This window comes from Vibrio sp. GJ43-1 (genome assembly GCF_055808835.1).
In genome coordinates, this window is record NZ_CM147884.1 from 800,547 (window position 1) to 823,915 (window position 23,369).

Consider the following 23,369-nt stretch of genomic DNA (forward strand, 5'->3'; position numbering starts at 1 on the left):
AGCCCCAGTGTGATGACTGGGGCTTTGTTTTTATGCGTTTAAATCGGGAATGACAGGTTTCACGTTGTCGATGGGGTAACAACCTAACACTTTTAGATACTTAGTGATTTTGATTAGCTCTTGAGTGGCAAGTTGCATCGATTCTGAGTCTTTATGCGCTTCAACATCCACATAAAACATCTCCTCCCACGGGTTACCCATAATAGGGCGAGATTCCAGCTTCGTCATATTAATGTCGTAGCGTTGCAGCACGAGCAATGTTTCCACTAACAGAGCAGCTTCTTGCGAGGTCGACATAATGAAGGTCGTTTTTGCTGGGATCTGCGTAGAAACTTCGACAGGCTTTCTTGCAACAATAATGAAACGGGTATGATTCTCTGTTTGGTTGGCAATATCACTTTGAATGGATTGTAGACCATAAAGCTTACCACTGGATGCATGCCCAATGGCTGCAACGTCATCACGAGCTAATTCTTGTACTTTCTGCATCGCATCGGCGGTACTTGCACATGATTCGAGAACAACGCCAGAAAGTCGGCTTAAGAATTCACTGCATTGCTGGTGCGGCTGAGGGTGTGAGTAGAGTGTTTTGATTTTCTCTAGTTGTATATCTTTAGTCGCCACCAAACAGTGGTCGATAGGTTGAGTCAGCTCGCCAACAATATGCAATGTCGTGTGTTGAAGTAAATCAAACACTTCGTTGATAGAGCCTGAACTGGTATTTTCAATGGGTAGCACGCCGTAATCCGCATGACCTGATTCTACGGTTTTTATGACTTCTTTAAACTGATCGCAGTTTAGCTCTATCAGTTCGGTATTTTTACGAGAAAAGAACTCTCGGCTTGCTAAGTGAGAGTATGACCCTTTTGAACCAAGGAACGCAACGCGAGCAAGTGGCTTCCGGCTTTGTTGTGGGTTGGCTAAGTTCTGTAAGTAGTTTTGCTGTAATAAAACGGAATCTTCAATGATAGTGTGAAAAATCTTAGTAATATAAGGCGCATCGAGTTGGTATTTGTCTTTACCGTTATTGATGAGTTTGACGAGCAGTTGTTGCTCTCTAGAGGCATCTCGTACTGGCTTCGATGTTTCTACCTTACTCTTGGCCACCTCTATACTGAACCTGCGGCGTTCAGAGAGAAGTTGCAGTAATTGGTCGTCTAGTTCATTAAGACGTAGTCGAATCTCATCAAGAGAATATTTAGTATCGGTCATCGAATTATCCTTATAAAAAAGCCTCCCTTTTGGGAGGCTTTCCGTTCGTTTTTGACTTTTCTTTCGTAAACGACGATGCCCCCAAGTTTATTGGAGGAAAAAGAAGTCAAAAAGGAACGGAGGTGTGTATAACATTTCAAATTACTTTTTATTGAACCCAACCACACAATAGGGAAGCAGGCATAGACCGTCAAGCAAAAAAATAGCGCCCTTAGGCGCTATAGAAAGAATTGTGGTCGTTATTCGACTTCAGCTTCAATCTCTTCTTCGAATTCAAGTTTTTCCGAACGACGTGCTTCAGGCTTATGTCTTAATTTATTCAGTTGTCGTTCTAGCTTCTGTTCAACTTCATTGACTGCTGTGTAGAGATCTTCATGAGAAGCGGAAGCGACAAGTTTGCCTTTGGGTACCGTTATCGCAGCTTCAAATTTCATTTGTTTGTTCGGCTCTTCACTGAAAGCGGTTTGGCAACTAATGATATCAACTTGCCACTTCTCAAGTTTTTTAAACTTACTTTCAATGTGTTCACGGATTGCAGAGGTTATCTCAATATTTTTGCCAGTAATGTTTACTCTCATATGCGTTTCCTCTGTGACATCCCTTATGGGTTAACTCCAGATTACTCATTCAATAGTAAAAAAATGTGATATAGATCACTAAAGTAACAGGGCATTATTCAATGAGAATTAAATGTGATCTATCGCAAAAAATCGAATGGAATCGTGTTAAAAAGGCTTCCCTTTATTCGAAAATTCATTAAATTTGAAAGAGTAATACGCTAAAAATCCACTGTTTTTGGGGCATTGTTACGACCTGAAAATCCCGCCGCACAAAAAGTGCACGACACGAAAGTGTGATTTAAGTCACGCACTCTCCCCCTTTTCAGTCATTCAGCATCTTATAAAACGAAATATCACTATTTTTAGCTTGTTGTTCTTGCCGGATCTCTTTTAACGACTCAAGTTGCTTGTAGATAACGAAGTAACGGTTGATATTCATCACATAGGTGACAGGTTCTGAACTGATGTTACGCCTTGCCATTAACTCAACGTTACCAAACCACTTGTTTGCATCGTAGCCATGCTTTGTTGCCAGACGTCTCATTTTTGAAATATTGCCAGGCCCTGCGTTGTAGGCGGCAAGCGACAAATAGACTTTGTCGTCCTCACTGATGGCATCATCATTAAAATAGCGATCGCGAATAAATCTTAGGTACTTCACCCCTGCATGAACGTTGTTATCGATTTTGTTGATATTCTTGATGTTAACGTTTCTATCTCTCGCCGTACTCGGGAGGACTTGCATGATGCCGACGGCACCTTTTGGGGAGACTTTGCTTTGGTCGAGTTTTGATTCTTGAAAAGCTTGCGCCGCAATCATGAGAAAATCGAATTCATATTTGTCTGCGTATTTCTTAAATAGGTCAGTCATGCCGTTTAACCGCTCAAGCGACTTAGGATCGAGCGCTCTTGCAAACCATGAGGTGTTGTCTAAATATTTGTTATAGATAACATTACCAAGCAAGGTGCCTCCTTTTGCTGTTTTGATATAAGCATTCACCTGTTTGGCGAGTTGCGGTGACTCTTTTCTCATTGCCCAAGCTATTTTACCGTTACTTCGCAATGGCATGTCGGTATGTATATTTAAATCCTTGAACGTTTTACGCCAAAACTCGGCTTTATGGCTATCTAGAATCGTCGCTCCAATATAGCCCTGCTTTATCATTTCAATGAGCTCATAGTCTTGCAGTGTTTCTTCTAAATATTGAACAAAAACAGGCGGCAGGTTGTTGTCGGTCAATTTTTTGTTGAGTGTTTGAAGACTTTCAAAATAGCTTGAACTTGCCCTTACCCACACTTCTTTGCCGCTTAATGCCTCAATCGAGCTGAGATTAGGGTAGTCTTCAGAGGTAATAATCAATTCATTGATATCAGTAAGTATTGGGTTACTGAATTGAATGACATCTTCTCTACGGCTGGTAACGGTTAAGTTAGCTATGATGAGATCACCGTAACCTCGGACGAGTGATGGAATGAGATCGTCGCGAGGCACGGGAATAACTTGTACTTTTAAATGGCGATATTTCTTTTTGAGTTGTTTCTCGAAGTGATACAGCTGCTCTGCACCGATGCCTTTGGGTTGCCCTTTGTCGATATAGTAAAAGCCAAGATCAGCAGCGACAAGTACTCGCAACACGCCACGTTTAGTGAGGCTATCCAGATCGCCAGTATAGGGGTCGTTAGATAGGGGAGTGAGTTCCAGTGCAACTGATGGAAAGCTAGTGAAAGCCATCATCAAGCATAATATAAATGTTTTCACATACAATCCTTGTTACTACTGTGTTAAAGATAAATATATAAATGAAAACGATATTTTTCCAATTTATGACATAAAAAAACGCTGTCCAATGGACAGCGTTTTTTTATGTTTTTGTTTAAGCGTAGATTTGACTCAGTGTTTACTCGGGATTGAGTTCCATTAATGTTTCGGTGCGCTTAACTTGATCTTCCATTCCTAACTTTTCATAGGCTTTCTTTTGAATGGTGAGAGATTTTCTCGCGGCCTCTGTGTCTGGAAAGGTCTTTTGTATTTCTTAGTAGCGATTGATCGCTGCGATCCATGCTTCGCGACGCAGATAAAAATCAGCGGTAGCGAGGTCATAATTCGCTAAGCGGTTCTTTAGAGCCACTAGGCGTTTTTGTGAGTCTTCAGCGTAAGCACTATTTGGGTAGCGTTTTAGTAGGCGGTCGAAATCAGAAAAGGCAGCTTTAACTGGCTCAGGATCTCGATCTGAGCGATCGATCTTGAAAATATCATGCATAAAGTTTCGGTCTTGGGCCATGTGAGTTAAACCTCGCATGTACAGTACCCAGTCTGAACGATTATGTGTTGGATTTAATCGAGAAAATCGCTCTATGGTCGCTAAGCCCAAAGCTAAGTCATCATTTTTGTAGTAAGCATAAATGAGATCAAGCTGAACTTGTTCAGTATAAGCGCCAAAAGGGTAGCGAGAATCTAGCGCTTCCAAACGCTCAATAGCTGAAGTCCAATTACCACCTTGTAGTGATTCTTGTGCTTCTGAGTACAGTTGTGATGGTGGGACATCTGGAACGGTGACTTCTTTGTCAGCACAACCAAACAGCAAAGCTAGGGAAAGTAAGCTTGTCAGTTTAAGCAGTTTCATACTAAAACGAGATTCCTTGACGTAAATATTTGTCAGTCTCCATTACTTTTCACTCAAGTAACAGATACAATGTTGGGATACATTATCCACACTAGTGGTTACTTAGTCCCAAGGTTTTTTAAAAAGTTCGATATGGCTCAGCAGATTGAATTAACAAATACAATAAAAGACAGCCAGTTAGGTCAAAGATTAGACCAAGCTGTTGCTGAATTATTCACAGATTTTTCTCGCTCACGCTTAAAAGAGTGGTTACTTGAGGGAAAAATCTCCGTAGACGGAGAGGTTATCACCAAGCCGCGTACTCGTGTAATGGGCGGAGAATCGATCACAATTCAAGCTGAACTAGAAGATGAAGAGCGTTTTATTGCGCAAGACATTCCTCTAGACATCGTGTTTGAAGATGATGACATCATTGTGATCAATAAGCCAAGAGATTTCGTTGTTCACCCAGGAGCTGGTACTCCAGACGGCACGGTATTGAATGCACTATTGCATCATTTTCCGGCGATCGCTGAAGTTCCGCGAGCGGGTATTGTCCATCGCTTGGATAAAGATACAACGGGTCTTATGGTTGTCGCGAAAACGGTGCCAGCACAAACACGCTTAGTAAGAGCGCTACAAAAGCGTAATATTACCCGTGAATATGAAGCGATCGCGATCGGTAAAATGACGGCAGGTGGCATGGTCGATAAAGGCATTAGCCGTCATGCGACCAAGCGAGTGCTAATGGCAGTGAATGAACTGGGTAAACCCGCGGTCACTCACTACCGAGTTGCAGAGCACTTCCGAGAGCATACGAGACTTCGTCTACGCTTGGAAACTGGGCGTACTCACCAGATCCGTGTACACATGTCTTACTTGCAACATCCATTGTTAGGCGACACGGCTTATGGCGGTCGTGCGCGTATTCCTAGAGGAGCAAGTGAAGAGTTAACGACGATGATTCGTGCGTTTGATAGACAAGCACTACACGCTGTGATGTTGAGGTTTGCTCACCCAGTTTCTGGAGAGGAGATGGAGTTCCATGCGCCAATCCCTCAAGATATGGTCGTCATGACAGAAGCATTGAGACAAGATGCCAAGCTTAATAAGGAAGAGGACGACTACTAGTGTCCACGCTTCAACCAACTTGGGTCACTCATCCTTCCATCACTTCCGTGACGTCAACGCGAGAGGAAGGGGTTTCGAAAGCCCCTTTTGATGGATTGAATATCGGTACCCATGTTGGTGACTGTGCATCAGATGTGATGATGAACCGTCAAAAGCTAATGGAGAGGGCAAGTATGCCTTCTTCACCTATCTGGCTAAATCAAACCCATTCGACAACTGTCGCCATTATTACCTCCTCTACGAATGACGTGATTGACGCGGATGCGGCTTTTACTCGCCAGCCTAATGTTGTGCTATCTGCAATGACAGCGGATTGTTTACCCATACTGCTTGCTTCCAAAGACGGAGATGAGATTGCTGCTGTTCATGCAGGATGGCGGGGGTTGGCTGATGGTATTGTTGAAAATGCGATAGATTGCTTCGCCGGAGATATTCAAGCTTGGATTGGTCCAGCGATTAGTCGTGATGCTTTTGAGGTCGGAGACGATGTCAAGAATGTGTTTTGTCGACTAGACACTAGATTTGAGCTTGCGTTTCAAGCGAAGCAAGAGCCGGGCAAGTGGCTAGCTGACCTTGCATTTATTGCCCAACTCAAATTAGAACGAGCAGGAGTGATGGATATTACGCAAAGTGGTTTATGCACGTATGCTGATCCTAAACGTTTCTTTTCCTATCGTCGTGATGGTCAAACGGGCCGAATGGCGAGCTTTGTTTGGATCAATCGCTGATTTTTATCTCTTAATCTTGAAAAATGCCTGCCGTGTAACCATCTTAATTTCATATAACGTCGTATGTCATTTGAGGGGGTTGCTATGCGCCTTGACCGTTTTACTAGCAAATTCCAAACCGCTATTTCTGATGCTCAATCTCTCGCGCTAGGGAGAGATCACCAATATATCGAACCTGTTCACTTAATGGTTGCCTTGCTTAACCAAGAGGGCAGTTCAATTCGTCCCCTGCTAACCATGCTTAATGTAGACGTGGTTCAGTTACGTTCAAAATTAGCTGAGCTATTAGATAAGTTACCTAAAGTGACAGGCGTCGGCGGCGATGTTCAGTTGTCTAGTGCAATGGGACAACTCTTCAATCTGTGCGATAAGGTGACGCAAAAGCGTCAAGATACTTATATCTCATCAGAAATATTCTTGTTGGCTGCCATTGATGATAAAGGACCCTTAGGGCAATTATTGAAACAAATGGGCCTATCTGAAGCGAAAATTAATCAAGCTATTGAACAAATTAGAGGCGGTCAGAAAGTTGATGACCCTAATGCAGAAGAAAAGCGACAAGCATTAGAAAAGTTCACTATTGATCTGACTGAGCGAGCTGAACAGGGCAAGCTTGATCCCGTTATTGGTCGTGATGATGAAATTCGTCGTACGATTCAAGTCTTACAGCGCCGAACTAAGAATAATCCCGTGATTATTGGTGAACCTGGTGTGGGGAAGACGGCCATTGTCGAGGGACTTGCCCAACGCATTATTAATAATGAAGTACCAGAAGGGTTACGAGGGCGCCGCGTGCTTTCTCTTGATATGGGATCGCTTATCGCGGGTGCCAAGTACCGTGGAGAATTTGAAGAGCGTTTGAAGTCGGTACTGAATGAGCTTGCCAAAGAAGAAGGCAATATTATTCTGTTCATTGATGAACTGCATACCATGGTTGGTGCAGGTAAAGGTGAAGGGGCGATGGATGCAGGGAATATGTTAAAACCTGCACTTGCCCGAGGTGACTTACACTGTGTAGGGGCAACGACATTAGATGAGTATCGTAAATATATTGAGAAAGATGCTGCGCTAGAGCGTCGCTTTCAAAAAGTTATCGTTGATGAACCTTCTGTTGAAGATACCGTTGCGATCTTACGTGGTTTGAAAGAAAGATATGAACTACATCATCACGTAGAGATTACGGACCCGGCAATTGTTGCGGCGGCGAGTCTATCACACCGCTATATTACCGATAGACAATTACCAGATAAAGCGATTGACCTGATCGATGAAGCTGCATCGAGCATTCGATTACAAATAGATTCAAAGCCGGAATCTTTAGATAAATTAGAACGCAGAATTATTCAGCTGAAAATTGAACAGCAAGCCCTTAAGAATGAACAGGATGAGGCGAGTGAAAAGCGTTTAGTCATTCTTAATAGTGAATTAGTAACGAAAGAGCGTGAATACGCTGAACTTGATGAAGTCTGGAATGCTGAGAAGGCAGCCTTATCGGGTACGCAGCATATAAAAACAGAATTAGAACAAGCTCGAATGGATATGGACGTTGCCCGTCGTGCTGGTGACTTAAATAGAATGTCCGAACTTCAGTATGGGCGTATTCCTGAGCTGGAAAAGCAACTTGACTTAGCGACCCAAGCTGAAATGCAAGAAATGAGTCTATTGCGAAATAAAGTGACTGACGCTGAGATAGCTGAAGTACTGTCCAAACAGACTGGGATCCCAGTTTCCAAAATGTTGGAAGCAGAAAAGGATAAGCTATTGCGGATGGAAGAAGTGCTGCATAAGCGAGTCATAGGGCAGGCAGAAGCGGTTGAGGTTGTCTCAGATGCTATCCGACGCAGCCGAGCGGGTCTATCTGATCCTAACAAACCAATAGGTTCATTCCTTTTTCTTGGTCCAACAGGCGTAGGTAAAACTGAACTTTGTAAAACACTGGCGAACTTTATGTTTGATAGTGAAGATGCAATGGTGAGAATCGATATGTCTGAGTTTATGGAAAAACATTCTGTTGCTCGTTTGGTCGGCGCACCTCCAGGTTATGTTGGTTATGAAGAAGGAGGTTATCTGACGGAGGCTGTTCGTAGAAAACCTTATTCGGTAATCTTGCTTGATGAGGTAGAGAAAGCACACCCAGATGTGTTTAATATATTACTTCAGGTATTAGATGATGGTCGTTTGACTGATGGACAGGGGCGTACGGTCGATTTTCGTAACACCGTCGTGATTATGACTTCGAACCTTGGTTCCTCTCGAATACAAGAAAACTTTGCTGTCCTGGATTATGAAGGGATCAAAAGAGAGGTTATGGAAGTCGTGACATCACACTTCAAACCCGAATTTTTAAATCGAGTAGATGAGAGTGTTGTATTCCATCCGTTGGGAGCGAAGCATATTGAATCTATCGCAGCAATACAATTACAGCGTCTAGCGCAGAGAATGGAAGACAGTGGCTATCAGCTTTCAGTTTCAAAACAAGCGCTCGAGTTTATTGCTAAGGTTGGTTTTGACCCCGTATATGGGGCGAGACCATTAAAAAGGGCGATACAGCAAAGTGTTGAGAACCCACTGGCGAAAGAAATTCTTGCCGGAAAGCTCGACCCATCGAAGCCAGTGAGGCTGGTCGTGAGTAATGATAATGTCATTGCTAGTCAATAACTCACTCTAAATCGTCAAAAAGGGAGCTTTAGCTCCCTTTTTGTATTTTAAATAGACGACTTGGTGGAATTGTGTGCGAACGAGCGCTAATGTGCATTTTTGCTTAATTTAGTACTTGCCAAGACGGAATCCTTCCCTATAATGCGACCCCACTGAGACGGGAAAGGTTCAACAAAAACCAATAACGAATCAGAAGGCTATCAAGCTCAATGAGCTTAGCAAAATAAGTTTTAAAAAGTGTTTGACACTGAAGCTTATCTAGCTAAAATGGCCGTCCGTTTTGAGCAAGCCTCGAAACAAGCTCTTTAACAATATAGACCTATATCAATCTGTGTGGACACTTGTTGATGATAATCATTATGTTTGCTTCTGCTGCAAAGCAGAAACGAACCACTTCTTCGGAAGTAAAATGGTTTTCAATGAACACGTGACCTAAGGGTAGTAAGCTCGCTTACTGTCACACAGTCAAAATTCATTATCGTTCTGTTGGAACGATAATAGCTTTAAAATTACTTCTTACTTTTTAAGTAAGGGACAGTTTTGAAGTCAGTATTCATTGAGCCGACAAAATCTTAAATTGAAGAGTTTGATCATGGCTCAGATTGAACGCTGGCGGCAGGCCTAACACATGCAAGTCGAGCGGAAACGACAACATTGACCCTTCGGGTGATTTGTTGGGCGTCGAGCGGCGGACGGGTGAGTAATGCCTGGGAAATTGCCCTGATGTGGGGGATAACCATTGGAAACGATGGCTAATACCGCATAATGCCTTCGGGCCAAAGAGGGGGACCTTCGGGCCTCTCGCGTCAGGATATGCCCAGGTGGGATTAGCTAGTTGGTGAGGTAATGGCTCACCAAGGCGACGATCCCTAGCTGGTCTGAGAGGATGATCAGCCACACTGGAACTGAGACACGGTCCAGACTCCTACGGGAGGCAGCAGTGGGGAATATTGCACAATGGGCGCAAGCCTGATGCAGCCATGCCGCGTGTATGAAGAAGGCCTTCGGGTTGTAAAGTACTTTCAGCAGTGAGGAAGGTTCATACGTTAATAGCGTATGGATTTGACGTTAGCTGCAGAAGAAGCACCGGCTTAACTCCGTGCCAGCAGCCGCGGTAATACGGAGGGTGCGAGCGTTAATCGGAATTACTGGGCGTAAAGCGCATGCAGGTGGTTCGTTAAGTCAGATGTGAAAGCCCGAGGCTCAACCTCGGAACTGCATTTGAAACTGGCGGACTAGAGTACTGTAGAGGGGGGTAGAATTTCAGGTGTAGCGGTGAAATGCGTAGAGATCTGAAGGAATACCAGTGGCGAAGGCGGCCCCCTGGACAGATACTGACACTCAGATGCGAAAGCGTGGGGAGCAAACAGGATTAGATACCCTGGTAGTCCACGCCGTAAACGATGTCTACTTGGAGGTTGTGGCCTTGAGCCGTGGCTTTCGGAGCTAACGCGTTAAGTAGACCGCCTGGGGAGTACGGTCGCAAGATTAAAACTCAAATGAATTGACGGGGGCCCGCACAAGCGGTGGAGCATGTGGTTTAATTCGATGCAACGCGAAGAACCTTACCTACTCTTGACATCTAGAGAAGCCAGCGGAGACGCAGGTGTGCCTTCGGGAACTCTAAGACAGGTGCTGCATGGCTGTCGTCAGCTCGTGTTGTGAAATGTTGGGTTAAGTCCCGCAACGAGCGCAACCCTTATCCTTGTTTGCCAGCACATAATGGTGGGAACTCCAGGGAGACTGCAGCTTGTGATAAACCGGAGGAAGGTGGGGACGACGTCAAGTCATCATGGCCCTTACGAGTAGGGCTACACACGTGCTACAATGGCGCATACAGAGGGCAGCAAGCTAGCGATAGTGAGCGAATCCCAAAAAGTGCGTCGTAGTCCGGATTGGAGTCTGCAACTCGACTCCATGAAGTCGGAATCGCTAGTAATCGTGGATCAGAATGCCACGGTGAATACGTTCCCGGGCCTTGTACACACCGCCCGTCACACCATGGGAGTGGGCTGCAAAAGAAGTGGGTAGTTTAACCTTCGGGAGGACGCTCACCACTTTGTGGTTCATGACTGGGGTGAAGTCGTAACAAGGTAGCCCTAGGGGAACCTGGGGCTGGATCACCTCCTTATACGAAGATTATCTTGATGAGTGTTCACACAGATTGATTAGGTTTATAAAGTAAAAGAGACGATATTGGGTCTGTAGCTCAGCTGGTTAGAGCGCTCGCCTGATAAGCGGGAGGTCGGTGGTTCAAGTCCACTCAGACCCACCACTATCTCCTTTGGAGATACGGTACGATATCGACACAGATGGGGCTATAGCTCAGCTGGGAGAGCGCCTGCCTTGCACGCAGGAGGTCTGCGGTTCGATCCCGCATAGCTCCACCATCTTTAAGTATTTTCTTTAAATAGAAAGTCTCTTGAAAGTATTTAAAAATGGTTACTGTTTAAGTAACACATGCTCTTTAACAATTTGGAAAGCTGACGAACAACATTTGATTTAATGTTGTTCAAATAAAAGTTCTCAAATCCTATGTCTTTAAGATGTAGGTACCAACACACATTCAAGTGTTCTTGGAAACAGCACAACTTCGGTTGTGACGTTTATATTTGAGTCCGGCAAAATCGAATGCTATCTCGCTCATTCAAATAATGAGATAGCGACTTTGGTTGTTTGCCATACATAAGACCTTTTGGGGTTGTATGGTTAAGTGACTAAGCGTACACGGTGGATGCCTTGGCAGTCAGAGGCGATGAAGGACGTAATAACTTGCGATAAGCCCAGATTAGGTAGTAATAACCTGTGAGTCTGGGATTTCCGAATGGGGAAACCCACGTGCATAAGCACGTATCATTAACTGAATACATAGGTTAATGAGGCAAACCGGGGGAACTGAAACATCTAAGTACCCCGAGGAAGAGAAATCAACCGAGATTCCGAAAGTAGCGGCGAGCGAAATTGGATTAGCCCTTAAGCTTTTAATGATGCAGGTGAAGGCTCTGGAAAGTGCCGCAGTAAAGGGTGATAGCCCCGTAACCGACACATCATAATCAGTGAAAACGAGTAAGGCGGGACACGTGATATCCTGTTTGAATATGGGGGGACCATCCTCCAAGGCTAAATACTACTGACTGACCGATAGTGAACCAGTACCGTGAGGGAAAGGCGAAAAGAACCCCTGTGAGGGGAGTGAAATAGAACCTGAAACCGTGTACGTACAAGCAGTAGGAGCCCACTTGTTGGGTGACTGCGTACCTTTTGTATAATGGGTCAGCGACTTATATTCAGTGGCAAGGTTAACCGTTTAGGGGAGCCGTAGGGAAACCGAGTCTTAACTGGGCGTTCAGTCTCTGGATATAGACCCGAAACCAGGTGATCTAGCCATGGGCAGGTTGAAGGTTGAGTAACATCAACTGGAGGACCGAACCGACTAATGTTGAAAAATTAGCGGATGACTTGTGGCTAGGGGTGAAAGGCCAATCAAACCTGGAGATAGCTGGTTCTCCCCGAAAGCTATTTAGGTAGCGCCTCGGACGAATACTACTGGGGGTAGAGCACTGTTAAGGCTAGGGGTCATCCCGACTTACCAACCCTTTGCAAACTCCGAATACCAGTAAGTAATATCCGGGAGACACACGGCGGGTGCTAACGTCCGTCGTGGAGAGGGAAACAACCCAGACCGCCAGCTAAGGTCCCAAAGTATAGCTAAGTGGGAAACGATGTGGGAAGGCTTAGACAGCTAGGATGTTGGCTTAGAAGCAGCCATCATTTAAAGAAAGCGTAATAGCTCACTAGTCGAGTCGGCCTGCGCGGAAGATGTAACGGGGCTAAGCTATACACCGAAGCTGCGGCAATATGATTTATCATATTGGGTAGGGGAGCGTTCTGTAAGCCGTTGAAGGTGGACTGTAAGGTCTGCTGGAGGTATCAGAAGTGCGAATGCTGACATGAGTAACGATAAAGGGGGTGAAAAACCTCCTCGCCGGAAGACCAAGGGTTCCTGTCCAACGTTAATCGGGGCAGGGTAAGTCGACCCCTAAGGCGAGGCCGAAAGGCGTAGTCGATGGGAAACGGGTTAATATTCCCGTACTTCTTATAATTGCGATGGGGGGACGGAGAAGGCTAGGTGGGCCTGGCGATGGTTGTCCAGGTTCAAGTACGTAGGCGGGTGGTTTAGGTAAATCCGGACCACTACTAACGCTGAGATACGATGTCGAGCTACTACGGTAGTGAAGTCATTGATGCCATGCTTCCAGGAAAAGCCTCTAAGCTTCAGATTATAAGAAATCGTACCCCAAACCGACACAGGTGGTCGGGTAGAGAATACCAAGGCGCTTGAGAGAACTCGGGTGAAGGAACTAGGCAAAATGGTACCGTAACTTCGGGAGAAGGTACGCTCTTGGCGGTGAAGTCCCTTGCGGATGGAGCTACTAGGAGTCGCAGATACCAGGTGGCTGCAACTGTTTATTAAAAACACAGCACTGTGCAAAATCGTAAGATGACGTATACGGTGTGACGCCTGCCCGGTGCCGGAAGGTTAATTGATGGGGTTAGACTTAGGTCGAAGCTCTTGATCGAAGCCCCGGTAAACGGCGGCCGTAACTATAACGGTCCTAAGGTAGCGAAATTCCTTGTCGGGTAAGTTCCGACCTGCACGAATGGCGTAATGATGGCCACGCTGTCTCCACCCGAGACTCAGTGAAATTGAAATCGCTGTGAAGATGCAGTGTACCCGCGGCTAGACGGAAAGACCCCGTGAACCTTTACTACAGCTTGGCACTGAACATTGACCCTACATGTGTAGGATAGGTGGGAGCCTTTGAAGCATGCACGCTAGTGTGTGTGGAGGCAATCTTGAAATACCACCCTTGTATGCTTGATGTTCTAACGTTGGTCCCTAATCGGGATTGCGGACAGTGCCTGGTGGGTAGTTTGACTGGGGCGGTCTCCTCCCAAAGAGTAACGGAGGAGCACGAAGGTGGGCTAAACACGGTTGGACATCGTGTGGTTAGTGCAATGGCATAAGCCCGCTTGACTGCGAGAATGACAATTCGAGCAGGTACGAAAGTAGGTCATAGTGATCCGGTGGTTCTGAATGGAAGGGCCATCGCTCAACGGATAAAAGGTACTCCGGGGATAACAGGCTGATACCGCCCAAGAGTTCATATCGACGGCGGTGTTTGGCACCTCGATGTCGGCTCATCACATCCTGGGGCTGAAGTCGGTCCCAAGGGTATGGCTGTTCGCCATTTAAAGTGGTACGCGAGCTGGGTTTAGAACGTCGTGAGACAGTTCGGTCCCTATCTGCCGTGGGCGTTGGAAGATTGAAGGGGGCTGCTCCTAGTACGAGAGGACCGGAGTGGACGAACCTCTGGTGTTCGGGTTGTCATGCCAATGGCATTGCCCGGTAGCTAAGTTCGGAATCGATAACCGCTGAAAGCATCTAAGCGGGAAGCGAGCCCTGAGATGAGTCTTCCCTGGCACTTTAAGTGTCCTAAAGGGTTGTTCAAGACTAGAACGTTGATAGGCAGGGTGTGTAAGTGCTGCGAGGCATTGAGCTAACCTGTACTAATTGCCCGTGAGGCTTAACCATACAACACCCAAAGGGTTTTGATGGACTCAAAGCAAGAACATAATTGAATGTGTATTAAGAATTTTTATTAAGCTTTCCAGATTAATTTTGCCTTCAGTTTTTATGAAAAGCTGAAAGTAAAAGAAGAATTTGCTTGGCGACCATAGCGTTGCAGACCCACCTGATCCCATGCCGAACTCAGAAGTGAAATGCAGTAGCGCCGATGGTAGTGTGGGGTTTCCCCATGTGAGAGTAGGACATCGCCAGGCTTTGAACAGACATCTATTTGAAGCACAACTTAGGTAAGACTTTAGATAGAGCCACTGCGGAGTGGTAGTTCAGTTGGTTAGAATACCGACTTGTCACGCCGGGGGTCGCGGGTTCGAGTCCCGTCCACTCCGCCACTTATTTAGACAAAGTTAAGTCTTAAAAACAACTACAGGGGTGTAGCTCCAATTGGCAGAGCAGCGGATTCCAAATCCGCGTGTTGGGAGTTCGAATCTCTCCACCCCTGCCATATTCAAAGGCTCTGACTTAGGTCGGAGCCTTTTTCGTTTTCACTTTTTCAAAGCGATGTGCTGGGATCTGAGTCACCAACCCGGTCGAGTTTCTCCACCTCTGCCATATTCAAAGGCTCTGATTTAGATCCGAACTCCTTCTGTTTTTCCGTCTTTAAACGTTAGTCCTAGCATGCTATTTACGGTTTGATAGTATATAGCACTTGTATCACATTGGTATTGTGCTATTTGGTAAGTCTGTATCTCATTGATAAATAGTCATATTTATCAATGTATACCATTAATTGTAAATGCAAACTTGACCCTGACGAACTCCTTCCTAGTTTATCTTTATAGATAGTTGTCACAAATAAATGAATGTCAGTCCTCTCATTTTTGGGACTGGAGAAGTGACTTTTGCTTGACTATATTTATCAGTAATTCAGTGGATTAGTTGTTTGTTATTGACCTTTCTGTCACGGTTTAGGCTACTCTACTGCTTTTCTTTGGCGCAAGCCTTTTAGAGTTTAGGTAAGGAATACCGTTATGACTATGATTTCAGCACGGCAATTTTCCCGTTGGCTGAGGGAGAGGTTTTCTTCAGAAAAAGAGGGAGTGATCTTGACGAGAGAAGACATTAATCAGCTTTCAGGCCGTCAAGGGTTCACTTTGGGATTTATCAATGATATTCACTACGAATTGATGCAGCATGGTATCGCCTTTGTTACTGATACCAGTAGAGAGAAGTTTTATTTAATCCCTGTTAACTCTGCCGAAAACTGGCGTAAAAAACTTGAAATACAATACGAAAAAGAGCTGTATTGTAATGTGTTTCCCATTGAAAAATCAGGATAAAAAGAAGCCTCCAAACAGGAGGCTTCTTTCTTTAGGCCATGCCTTGAATAATGACAAACTTCTCTAAAAGTTCATCTTCTGTTTCCACGTTATTGGGATCAGTGATGATGCAGTTAGTTATAGGACAGACCGATTGGCATGTAGGCTTATCGTAATGGCCTTTACATTCGGTACATAGGGCTGGATCGATTTCATAGATCTCTGCTCCCATCGCGATTGCTTCATTCGGACACTCTGGGTCACACATGTCGCAGTTAATGCATTTTCCTGTAATTAACAGAGCCATATTATTTGCCTGTGGGGTTACGAGTATCCTGACCGACATTTAGATTACGCATAAGTAACGCGAAATCTAGTTCCATATCCTCAGGAACTGGAATGAAGACAAAGTGACCATTACCTTTGGCATCCTCGATAACTTCTGACTTACGGTTTTCCATGACTTCTAGACTAAACACTACGTTCCCTTGGGGAGTCATGATTTCTAAGCTATCACCGACGATAAATTTGTTCTTCACTTCTACTTCCGCTAAAGCGCCACGACGCTTACCGAGTAAACTCACCAACAAACTGCTGAGCGTCCGAAACGGAATAACCGTAGTCGTAATTTTGATAACTATCGTGAGTGTGGCGACGCAAGAAACCTTCGGTATAACCACGATGTGCAAGGCTCTCAAGTGTACCCATTAATGTTTCATCGAATGGTTTACCAGCAACGGCATCATCAATCGCTTTGCGGTAAACTTGAGCGGTTCTTGCGCAGTAATAAAATGATTTAGTACGACCTTCAATTTTAAGGGAGTGCACACCCATCTTGGTCAATCGCTCGACATGTTGAATAGCACGAAGATCTTTGGAGTTCATGATATAAGTACCATGCTCATCTTCAAAGGCCGCCATTTTCTCTTCTGGGCGGTGACTTTCAGAAAGAAGAACCACTTCGTCAGTTGGTTTACCTAAACCTAAAGTGTTATCAGGACGCTCATCTTGAACTTCGATAGCACTCGGAGTATTAGGATCGAATTCTTCGACAATTTGACCTGCGTCGTTTTCTTTGCCTTTTTCGACGTTGTACTCCCAACGACAAGCATTGGTGCAAGTCCCTTGGTTAGGGTCGCGCTTGTTGATATAGCCAGATAATAGACAGCGACCAGAGTACGCCATACAAAGTGCACCGTGAACAAAGACTTCAAGCTCAGTTTCAGGGCAATGCTCGCGAATTTCTTCAATCTCTTCAAGCGATAGCTCACGAGACACGATGACACGCTCGACGCCGTTTGCTGCCCAAAACTTAACGGTTGCCCAGTTTACGGCGTTTGCTTGCACGGATAAATGAATCGCCATATCCGGGAATGCTTCACGTACCATCATGATAAGACCAGGGTCTGACATGATAAGTGCATCTGGACCCATCTCAACAACGGGTTTAAGGTCTCGAATGAAGGTTTTTAGCTTAGAGTTATGTGGCTGAATATTACATACCACATAAAATTGTTTACCCAGTTCATGAGCTTCGTTAATACCGATTTGAAGGTTTTCATGGTTAAATTCATTGTTACGGACGCGAAGGCTATAACGAGGCTGACCCGCATAAACGGCATCTGCACCATAGGCGAATGCATAACGCATATTCTTAAGGCTGCCAGCGGGGGATAAGAGTTCTGGAGTAAACATTGATAAAATCTCTATTCTGATTATAAGTCAGGGAAGTACCACCTGGTGGCACTAAGGGGCGCAAATTCTACGCTAAAATTGTGGGTATTCCAAGCGCAGAAATAGGCCCGGAAGTACCGGGCATTGATTTGAAAGGGTTATTGCTGTGGCAAGCCACCAAATGCGTCGTATAAATTGGGTAAGAACGTACTCAATTCGCCACATAGTAAAGAAAAATCGGCGTCAATTCGTGCAGCCGCATCTTCTCTAGGGATATCCTCGTTTTGATCTTTGAGTTCATCACTAAACTTCAGGCGCTTAATGCTGCCATCATCCGCAAAGATAAACTCAATTCGTTCTTGCCAGTTAAGGGCCAGTTTGGTGACAAATTTATTGGCTTCGATGTGGCCAAGAATTTCATCACTGGACAGTTCTTGTTTTTTACAGCGAATGATACCGCCGTCTTCAAGTACAGATTTAAGCTCGGCCTCGTCTAGCATATTAAAGCCCGCTGGGGTGCTGCCCGTTTTTACCCATTCCGTTAGCGTATTTTCTATTGGCTGTTCTGGGAATGCAGGGATAACAGGGAGGCTGCCCATCGTTTTACGAAGTAGCGCGATCACATCTTCTGCTTTTTTAAAGCTGCTAGAGTCCACAATAATGAAGCCATCTTTTGGCATGATAACCATATAGGTGAGATTGCTTCGGCTAAATGCACGTGGCAGTAAATCAATAATAATGTCTTCTTTGAGGTCGTCTTTTTCTTTTTTCTTCAGTGGACGACCTTCTTGTGTTTCAAGCAGGTCTACCTTGTTGTTCAATGATTCTTTAATCACTGAAGCGGGCAACATTTTTTCTTCTTTCTTAGCGCAAAGCAAAATACGGTCTTCAGATACATGAGTCATCATGTCGCCATGTTTGCCCAGAGCGGTCACCCAGCCAAACTTTTGTTTGTCTTGACTGCCACATGGCGTGAAACGAAACTCTTCAAGCTGCTGTTCTAGCTTATCAGCGTTAAACTCAAGTTCCTTATTGAAACGATAGACCAAACAGTTTTTAAACCACATATTACTCTCACATTAATAATTGAACGCTGCACATCATAGGCAATTTTGGCCAGAATGTCTTAGCCTAAATATGGATTCTGACAATGGGATTTGTGCGAAACTTATATGAAAAATTGTTTTCAATGGTCACAAAAGTGTCATAATAATTATTGATAATGCATGCAGTTGATTAGATTCCATAAGGTTACGCCGTTATGTCTAGAAGGATCCTGGTTGTTGAGGATGAAGCACCTATTCGCGAGATGTTGTGCTTTGTATTGGAGCAAAAAGGCTATCAAGCCGTAGAAGCTGAAGATTACGATACAGCAGTCAATAAATTGGCTGAACCATTCCCCGACTTAGTACTTCTGGATTGGATGTTACCTGGTGGTTCTGGCATTAATTTTATCAAGCATATGAAGCGAGAAGAGTTGACTCGTAATATTCCAGTTGTGATGCTGACTGCTCGCGGCGAGGAAGAAGATAAAGTTCGTGGACTTGAGGTTGGGGCCGATGACTACATCACCAAGCCGTTTTCACCTAAAGAATTGGTCGCACGCTTAAAAGCGGTGATTCGTCGTGTTACGCCTACCGCGCTAGAGGATGTGATTGATGTTCAGGGATTGAAACTAGATCCAGTTTCTCACCGAGTAACGGCGAACGATCAACCATTAGATATGGGGCCGACCGAGTTTAAGATGCTGCACTTCTTTATGACCCATCAAGAGCGTGTCTATAGTCGTGAGCAACTACTTAATAACGTGTGGGGTACCAACGTCTATGTGGAAGACCGCACAGTAGACGTACATATTCGTCGGTTGCGTAAAGCACTAGAATCAGCAGGACATGATAAGCTGATTCAAACAGTACGAGGTGCTGGCTATCGATTCTCAACCAAAGGCTAGTATTGAACCGGAGAGGTAGATGGTTGAACGTTTAACATGGAAAAAGCTAGCTTGGGAGCTGGCTTTTTTTACACCCCTTGGATTGTAGTTGGATGGATATTTGGCTATATGCCCTGGCTACTGCTTGCTGCGACGGTTATGCAGTTGATTTGGCATCTGCATAACCAATTGCGTTTATCGGCATGGCTTTGGGACGAGAAGCGACTAACACCGCCATCAGGAACGGGTAATTGGGAGCTGCTCTTTAATGGTATTTATCGTTTGCAGCAGCGGCAAAGACGAAAGCGTAAAGAGCTGACAAATCTGATTCGCCGATTTAAAAACGGAGCGGAATCGTTGCCAGATGCTGTTGTTGTTTTCCGCAGTGAAGGCAACATCGTATGGTGTAACAAATTAGCCCAACACTTACTTGGCTTTCGGTGGCCAGGAGATTCTGGGCAGCCTATTTCGAATCTTATTCGCACCCCTGATTTTATCAAATATCTCAATAAGAACGATTTTTCTGAGCCGTTAGAAATGCCTTCGCCCTTAAATGTGGAGCGAATGTTGGAATTGCGTATTGTGCCTTATACCGAAGGTGAACACTTGATGGTTGTGCGTGATGTCAGTCAGTTAAAGCAGCTAGAAGGAATGCGCCGAAACTTCTTTGCGAATGTCTCTCATGAGCTGCGTACGCCAATGACGGTATTGCAAGGTTACCTTGAGATGACAGAAGACCCTGACATGATCGTTGGACCTATGTGGACAAAAGCCCACGGGGTGATGACAGAACAACTTAACCGTATGAATAGCTTGGTCAATCAGTTGCTCACGCTTTCTAAGATAGAAGCGGCTCCGATGCACGAATTGGATGAAGTAGTGAATGTGCCAGCGATGCTAGAAATTCTTGAAAAAGAAGCCGTCAGCTTAAGTGGTGATGAAGGGCATGTTATCGAGTTTGATATTGATAATCGCTTGCGGGTATTTGGTGATGAGGATCAATTGCGCAGTGCTATCTCTAACCTTGTTTACAATGCGGTTAAGTATACGCCGCCAGGAGCAGGCGTAAAAGTCCGTTGGTATCAATCCTCCCAAGGTGCATGTTTAGATGTAGAGGATACTGGGGACGGTATAGAAGCTCAGCATTTACATCGTTTGACCGAGCGATTTTATCGAGTTGATAAAGCCCGTTCACGGGATACTGGTGGCAGTGGTTTAGGTTTGGCAATAGTAAAGCATGCCTTGTCTCACCATGACTCTCATTTAGAAATCCATTCTGAAGTGAATATTGGCAGTAAGTTCTCCTTCATTTTACCTGAACGATTGGTTGTCAATTAATGTTAAACACTCCACGTATCGCAGTATGGGTTGGCTTAGTGTTGGCTTCATTCAGCGTTGCTGCTGCTGAGTTGCCTCGCTATCAAAAAATCCCCGGAGTCTCAGGAAATCTATCTTCGGTGGGTTCCGACACGCTGTCAGGGATGACGACATTATGGTTAGAAGAATTTAAAACGATTTACCCGAATGTAAACGCTCAAATTCAAGCGTCGGGTTCCTCTACTGCTCCTCCTGCTCTTGCTGAAGGCACCGCGCAGTTTGGCCCAATGAGTCGCGCAATGAGGTTACAGGAGGTGAATGCTTTTGAAAGAGAGTATGGCTACAAGCCCACGGCACTTAGCGTTGCAATTGATGCGATCGGGATCTTTGTTCATAAGGATAACCCTATTCAAGGGCTTAACTTTGAGCAGCTTGATAGTGTTTTTTCAGCTACGTTAAGGTGTGGCGCATTAGCGAGTGTGCAGACATGGTCTGAGTTAGGCGTTGAAAGCAATTGGAATCAACGAGCGATTCAAATGTTTGGCCGCAACTCTGTGTCAGGAACTTACGGCTTCTTTAAAGAGAATGCGTTATGCGGTGGCGACTTCAAGCGAAATGTCAATGAACAACCGGGCTCAGCTTCTGTGGTGCAATCAGTCGCATCATCGGTAAATACAATCGGTTACTCGGGTATTGGTTACCAAGTTTCAGGAGCAAGACTTGTCCCTATTGCCAAGCAAGGGAATGAGTATGTTTTTCCTTTGCAAGAGCATGTGTTGTCAGGTGATTACCCGCTGTCACGTTATCTTTATGTCTATGTAAATAAAAATCCGAACAAACCCCTAGAGCCTATAGAAGAAGCGTATATTCGCTATATTTACTCTCTTGAGGGGCAGCGCATTGTAGAGAAAAATGGTTATGTGCCTTTAACTCGGGAGTTTGTTGAGCATGAACTGGATAAGGTGGGTTTAAGGCTCAAGACAGAGAAATAGATCGTAGCTGTAGATCGTAACTATGGCTCGTAATGATGGCTCGTAATGATGGCTCGTAATGATGGCTCGGAATTATAGGTCAGTCGTTATTGTTTATCCCCTATGCGTAAACGTATTGTATGGATAGGGGGGCTCAATTTGTGGTGTCACGATAGAGTGAGTGTCCAACCTACCATTCGCCAATAGGTTTGTTCAGTCTGCAGATCAGCGTGAAGTAATTTATTATTTATTAACCAATGCTCCTCTGTGCTTGAGAGCAACCAGTTATCCTTCTCTTCTACAATTAACCTCATAGTCGGTCTAGGCTCTTCACTTCTCTGGCCATGAAGAATAATGGACAGCCTTAGTACTCGGATTAGCACTTCTAAATGTTTTTTTTTGTACAGTGAGAACTCAGGTAATTCTTGTCGTTTCAACTGCTTTCGTTGGAAGCGTGCTAATGTCGCAAGCACGAGTTGCTCTTCGCTGTTAAAACCAGGCATCGTTGTGTATCTAAGTAAATAGCTAGAGTGACGATGAAAGCCTTGATAACTGATACTGAGGCCCACTTCATGAAGTAATGCACCCCACTCGATTAAACTGTATAGCTTGCTTTTCTTTTTCAGGTTGAAAGTATCGTGCAGTTGATACAAAAAGTCACGAGCTTGTAATCGAACATTGTTGGCGTGCACCATATCAACAAAATGTTTTTTTGCGAGGTTTTCTGCCGTACGCATTCGAATGTCTGTGCGTTGCAGTTGGTCATCCATTTCATAGAGCAACCCTTCACGTAATGCTGCCGTTGAAAAATGCATATCATCTAAAGAGAGGCTATCAAAAATAGCGGTTAGTATCGCGACACCAGCGGCAAAGACGGGTTGCCGTTCAGCGGTCAGACCGGAGAGCGACACCTGAGCAATAGAATTAAAATCGCAGAGTGTATCAATCAACTTGTGTAGACGCTTAAGGGTGATGACCCCATCATCGTAACCCATACCAACTAAGACCGCCTTAATGGCCTTAATGGTGCCTGATGAGCCGAAAGCCACCTCCCAACCTAATCTTCTATAGCGTGGTGCGAGTGCTTCTAGACGTTGTTGAGCTGACAATATGGCTTTCGAGAAGTTTTTTGAAGAGAGTTTTCCGTTGTCAAAGTACTTTTTCGTGTAACTGACACACCCCATTTGAGTACTATTGAGCAAGGTAGGCCGAAAGGCTTCACCAATAATGAGTTCGGTACTTCCACCGCCAATGTCTACGACAAGCTTTGAACTCGATTCTGTCTGAGTATGCGCCACACCAGTATAAATAAGCCGGGCTTCTTCTTCTCCTGGAATGATTTCAATCGAGAAGGGGAGAATCTCTTTGGCGCGTTGAAGAAAACTGGCACTGTTGTTGGCAATGCGTAAGGTGTGTGTGGCGGCAATCCGTACGTTACCAGTATCAAAGCCGTGGAGCCTTTCTGCAAACATAGCTAGGCACTCTAGCCCACGTTCAATTGCACCATTGTCTAGATTATTTTCGCTGTCTAGGCCCAATGCCAGGCGAACCCGTTGTTTGTGTCGGCTGACAATCTGTAAATCTTGGTCGACAATTTTTGCAACGACCATATGGAAGCTATTGGAACCTAAATCAATCGCAGCGACTTGCTTATTGGTGTCTATGTTGTTCAGGCTCAT

At 44.9% G+C, this 23,369-nt stretch carries 12 protein-coding genes, 4 tRNA genes, 3 rRNA genes, 3 pseudogenes and 1 other annotated feature; of the genes and pseudogenes, 14 read left to right on the forward strand and 8 right to left on the reverse strand.

What is annotated here, in order from left to right; genetic code table 11:
- Positions 1-30: 30 nt before the first annotated feature.
- From pheA to bamD, 4 genes and pseudogenes are all read right to left on the reverse strand, one after another.
- Positions 31-1,212, reverse strand: coding sequence for a prephenate dehydratase (gene pheA, locus AC0L66_RS03810; RefSeq protein ID WP_473568429.1), 1,182 nt, complete (start codon positions 1,210-1,212; stop codon positions 31-33).
- Positions 1,213-1,223: 11 nt separating this feature from the next.
- Positions 1,224-1,345, reverse strand: a sequence feature (Phe leader region).
- Between the two features lie 106 nt (positions 1,346-1,451).
- Complete coding sequence (hpf, locus tag AC0L66_RS03815) at positions 1,452-1,790, reverse strand: ribosome hibernation-promoting factor, HPF/YfiA family (RefSeq protein ID WP_250617550.1); 339 nt, start codon at positions 1,788-1,790, stop codon at positions 1,452-1,454.
- Positions 1,791-2,094: 304 nt separating this feature from the next.
- The gene (locus tag AC0L66_RS03820) at positions 2,095-3,537 is read right to left on the reverse strand and encodes an MltF family protein (RefSeq protein ID WP_473568430.1); all 1,443 of its coding nucleotides are present in this window, start codon (positions 3,535-3,537) and stop codon (positions 2,095-2,097) included.
- Between the two features lie 133 nt (positions 3,538-3,670).
- Positions 3,671-4,396, reverse strand: a pseudogene (bamD, locus tag AC0L66_RS03825) (outer membrane protein assembly factor BamD).
- A 132-nt stretch (positions 4,397-4,528) separates the two neighbouring features.
- Between bamD and rluD the strand changes: the two are divergent.
- The 11 genes from rluD (at position 4,529) to AC0L66_RS03880 (ending at position 15,819) form a co-directional block, all read left to right on the forward strand.
- Positions 4,529-5,506: a 23S rRNA pseudouridine(1911/1915/1917) synthase RluD gene (rluD, locus tag AC0L66_RS03830; protein ID WP_265676376.1), complete on the forward strand. Its 978-nt coding sequence runs from the start codon at positions 4,529-4,531 to the stop codon at positions 5,504-5,506.
- Positions 5,506-6,234, forward strand: coding sequence for a peptidoglycan editing factor PgeF (pgeF, locus tag AC0L66_RS03835; RefSeq protein WP_473568432.1), 729 nt, complete (start codon positions 5,506-5,508; stop codon positions 6,232-6,234). Before rluD ends, pgeF begins: the two co-directional genes overlap by 1 nt.
- Positions 6,235-6,318: 84 nt before the next feature.
- Entirely contained in the window at positions 6,319-8,892 is a 2,574-nt protein-coding gene (gene clpB / locus AC0L66_RS03840) for an ATP-dependent chaperone ClpB (protein ID WP_473568434.1), read from the forward strand.
- Positions 8,893-9,466: 574 nt separating this feature from the next.
- Positions 9,467-11,023: ribosomal RNA gene (locus AC0L66_RS03845) — 16S ribosomal RNA — on the forward strand.
- A 67-nt stretch (positions 11,024-11,090) separates the two neighbouring features.
- A tRNA-Ile gene (locus AC0L66_RS03850) sits at positions 11,091-11,167 on the forward strand.
- 39 nt (positions 11,168-11,206) lie between these two features.
- Positions 11,207-11,282: transfer RNA gene (locus AC0L66_RS03855), tRNA-Ala, on the forward strand.
- A gap of 317 nt (positions 11,283-11,599) precedes the next feature.
- Positions 11,600-14,488 (forward strand): 23S ribosomal RNA (locus tag AC0L66_RS03860).
- A 132-nt stretch (positions 14,489-14,620) separates the two neighbouring features.
- Positions 14,621-14,736: ribosomal RNA gene (gene rrf, locus AC0L66_RS03865) — 5S ribosomal RNA — on the forward strand.
- Together the 16S, 23S and 5S rRNA genes with 4 tRNA genes alongside form the textbook arrangement of a ribosomal RNA operon.
- A gap of 58 nt (positions 14,737-14,794) precedes the next feature.
- Positions 14,795-14,871: transfer RNA gene (locus AC0L66_RS03870), tRNA-Asp, on the forward strand.
- 36 nt (positions 14,872-14,907) lie between these two features.
- Positions 14,908-14,984, forward strand: a tRNA-Trp gene (locus AC0L66_RS03875).
- Between the two features lie 526 nt (positions 14,985-15,510).
- Positions 15,511-15,819, forward strand: a complete 309-nt coding sequence (locus AC0L66_RS03880) for a hypothetical protein (protein WP_265676109.1) — start codon at positions 15,511-15,513, stop codon at positions 15,817-15,819.
- A 31-nt stretch (positions 15,820-15,850) separates the two neighbouring features.
- Here AC0L66_RS03880 and AC0L66_RS03885 read toward each other — a convergent pair whose 3' ends face one another.
- From AC0L66_RS03885 to rdgC, 3 genes and pseudogenes are all read right to left on the reverse strand, one after another.
- A complete protein-coding gene (locus AC0L66_RS03885) occupies positions 15,851-16,105 on the reverse strand; it encodes a YfhL family 4Fe-4S dicluster ferredoxin (RefSeq protein ID WP_265676108.1) in 255 nt (84 codons plus the stop codon).
- A gap of 1 nt (position 16,106) precedes the next feature.
- Positions 16,107-17,493, reverse strand: a pseudogene (gene trhP, locus AC0L66_RS03890) (prephenate-dependent tRNA uridine(34) hydroxylase TrhP).
- 137 nt (positions 17,494-17,630) lie between these two features.
- Positions 17,631-18,539, reverse strand: a complete 909-nt coding sequence (rdgC, locus tag AC0L66_RS03895; RefSeq protein WP_265676106.1) for a recombination-associated protein RdgC — start codon at positions 18,537-18,539, stop codon at positions 17,631-17,633.
- Positions 18,540-18,733: 194 nt separating this feature from the next.
- On the opposite strand from rdgC, the gene phoB reads away from it, so the two are divergent.
- From phoB to AC0L66_RS03910, 3 genes and pseudogenes are all read left to right on the forward strand, one after another.
- Positions 18,734-19,423, forward strand: coding sequence for a phosphate regulon transcriptional regulator PhoB (gene phoB / locus AC0L66_RS03900; protein WP_042500693.1), 690 nt, complete (start codon positions 18,734-18,736; stop codon positions 19,421-19,423).
- A gap of 19 nt (positions 19,424-19,442) precedes the next feature.
- Positions 19,443-20,740 (forward strand): annotated as a pseudogene (gene phoR, locus AC0L66_RS03905) (phosphate regulon sensor histidine kinase PhoR).
- Entirely contained in the window at positions 20,740-21,711 is a 972-nt protein-coding gene (locus tag AC0L66_RS03910) for a PstS family phosphate ABC transporter substrate-binding protein (protein WP_473568436.1), read from the forward strand. The pseudogene phoR and the gene AC0L66_RS03910 overlap by 1 nt, the downstream one beginning before the upstream one ends.
- Before the next feature lie 146 nt (positions 21,712-21,857).
- Here the strand turns inward: AC0L66_RS03910 and ppx are convergent, their stop codons facing one another.
- On the reverse strand, positions 21,858-23,369 hold the full coding sequence (gene ppx, locus AC0L66_RS03915; RefSeq protein ID WP_473568438.1) for an exopolyphosphatase: 1,512 nt from the start codon (positions 23,367-23,369) through the stop codon (positions 21,858-21,860).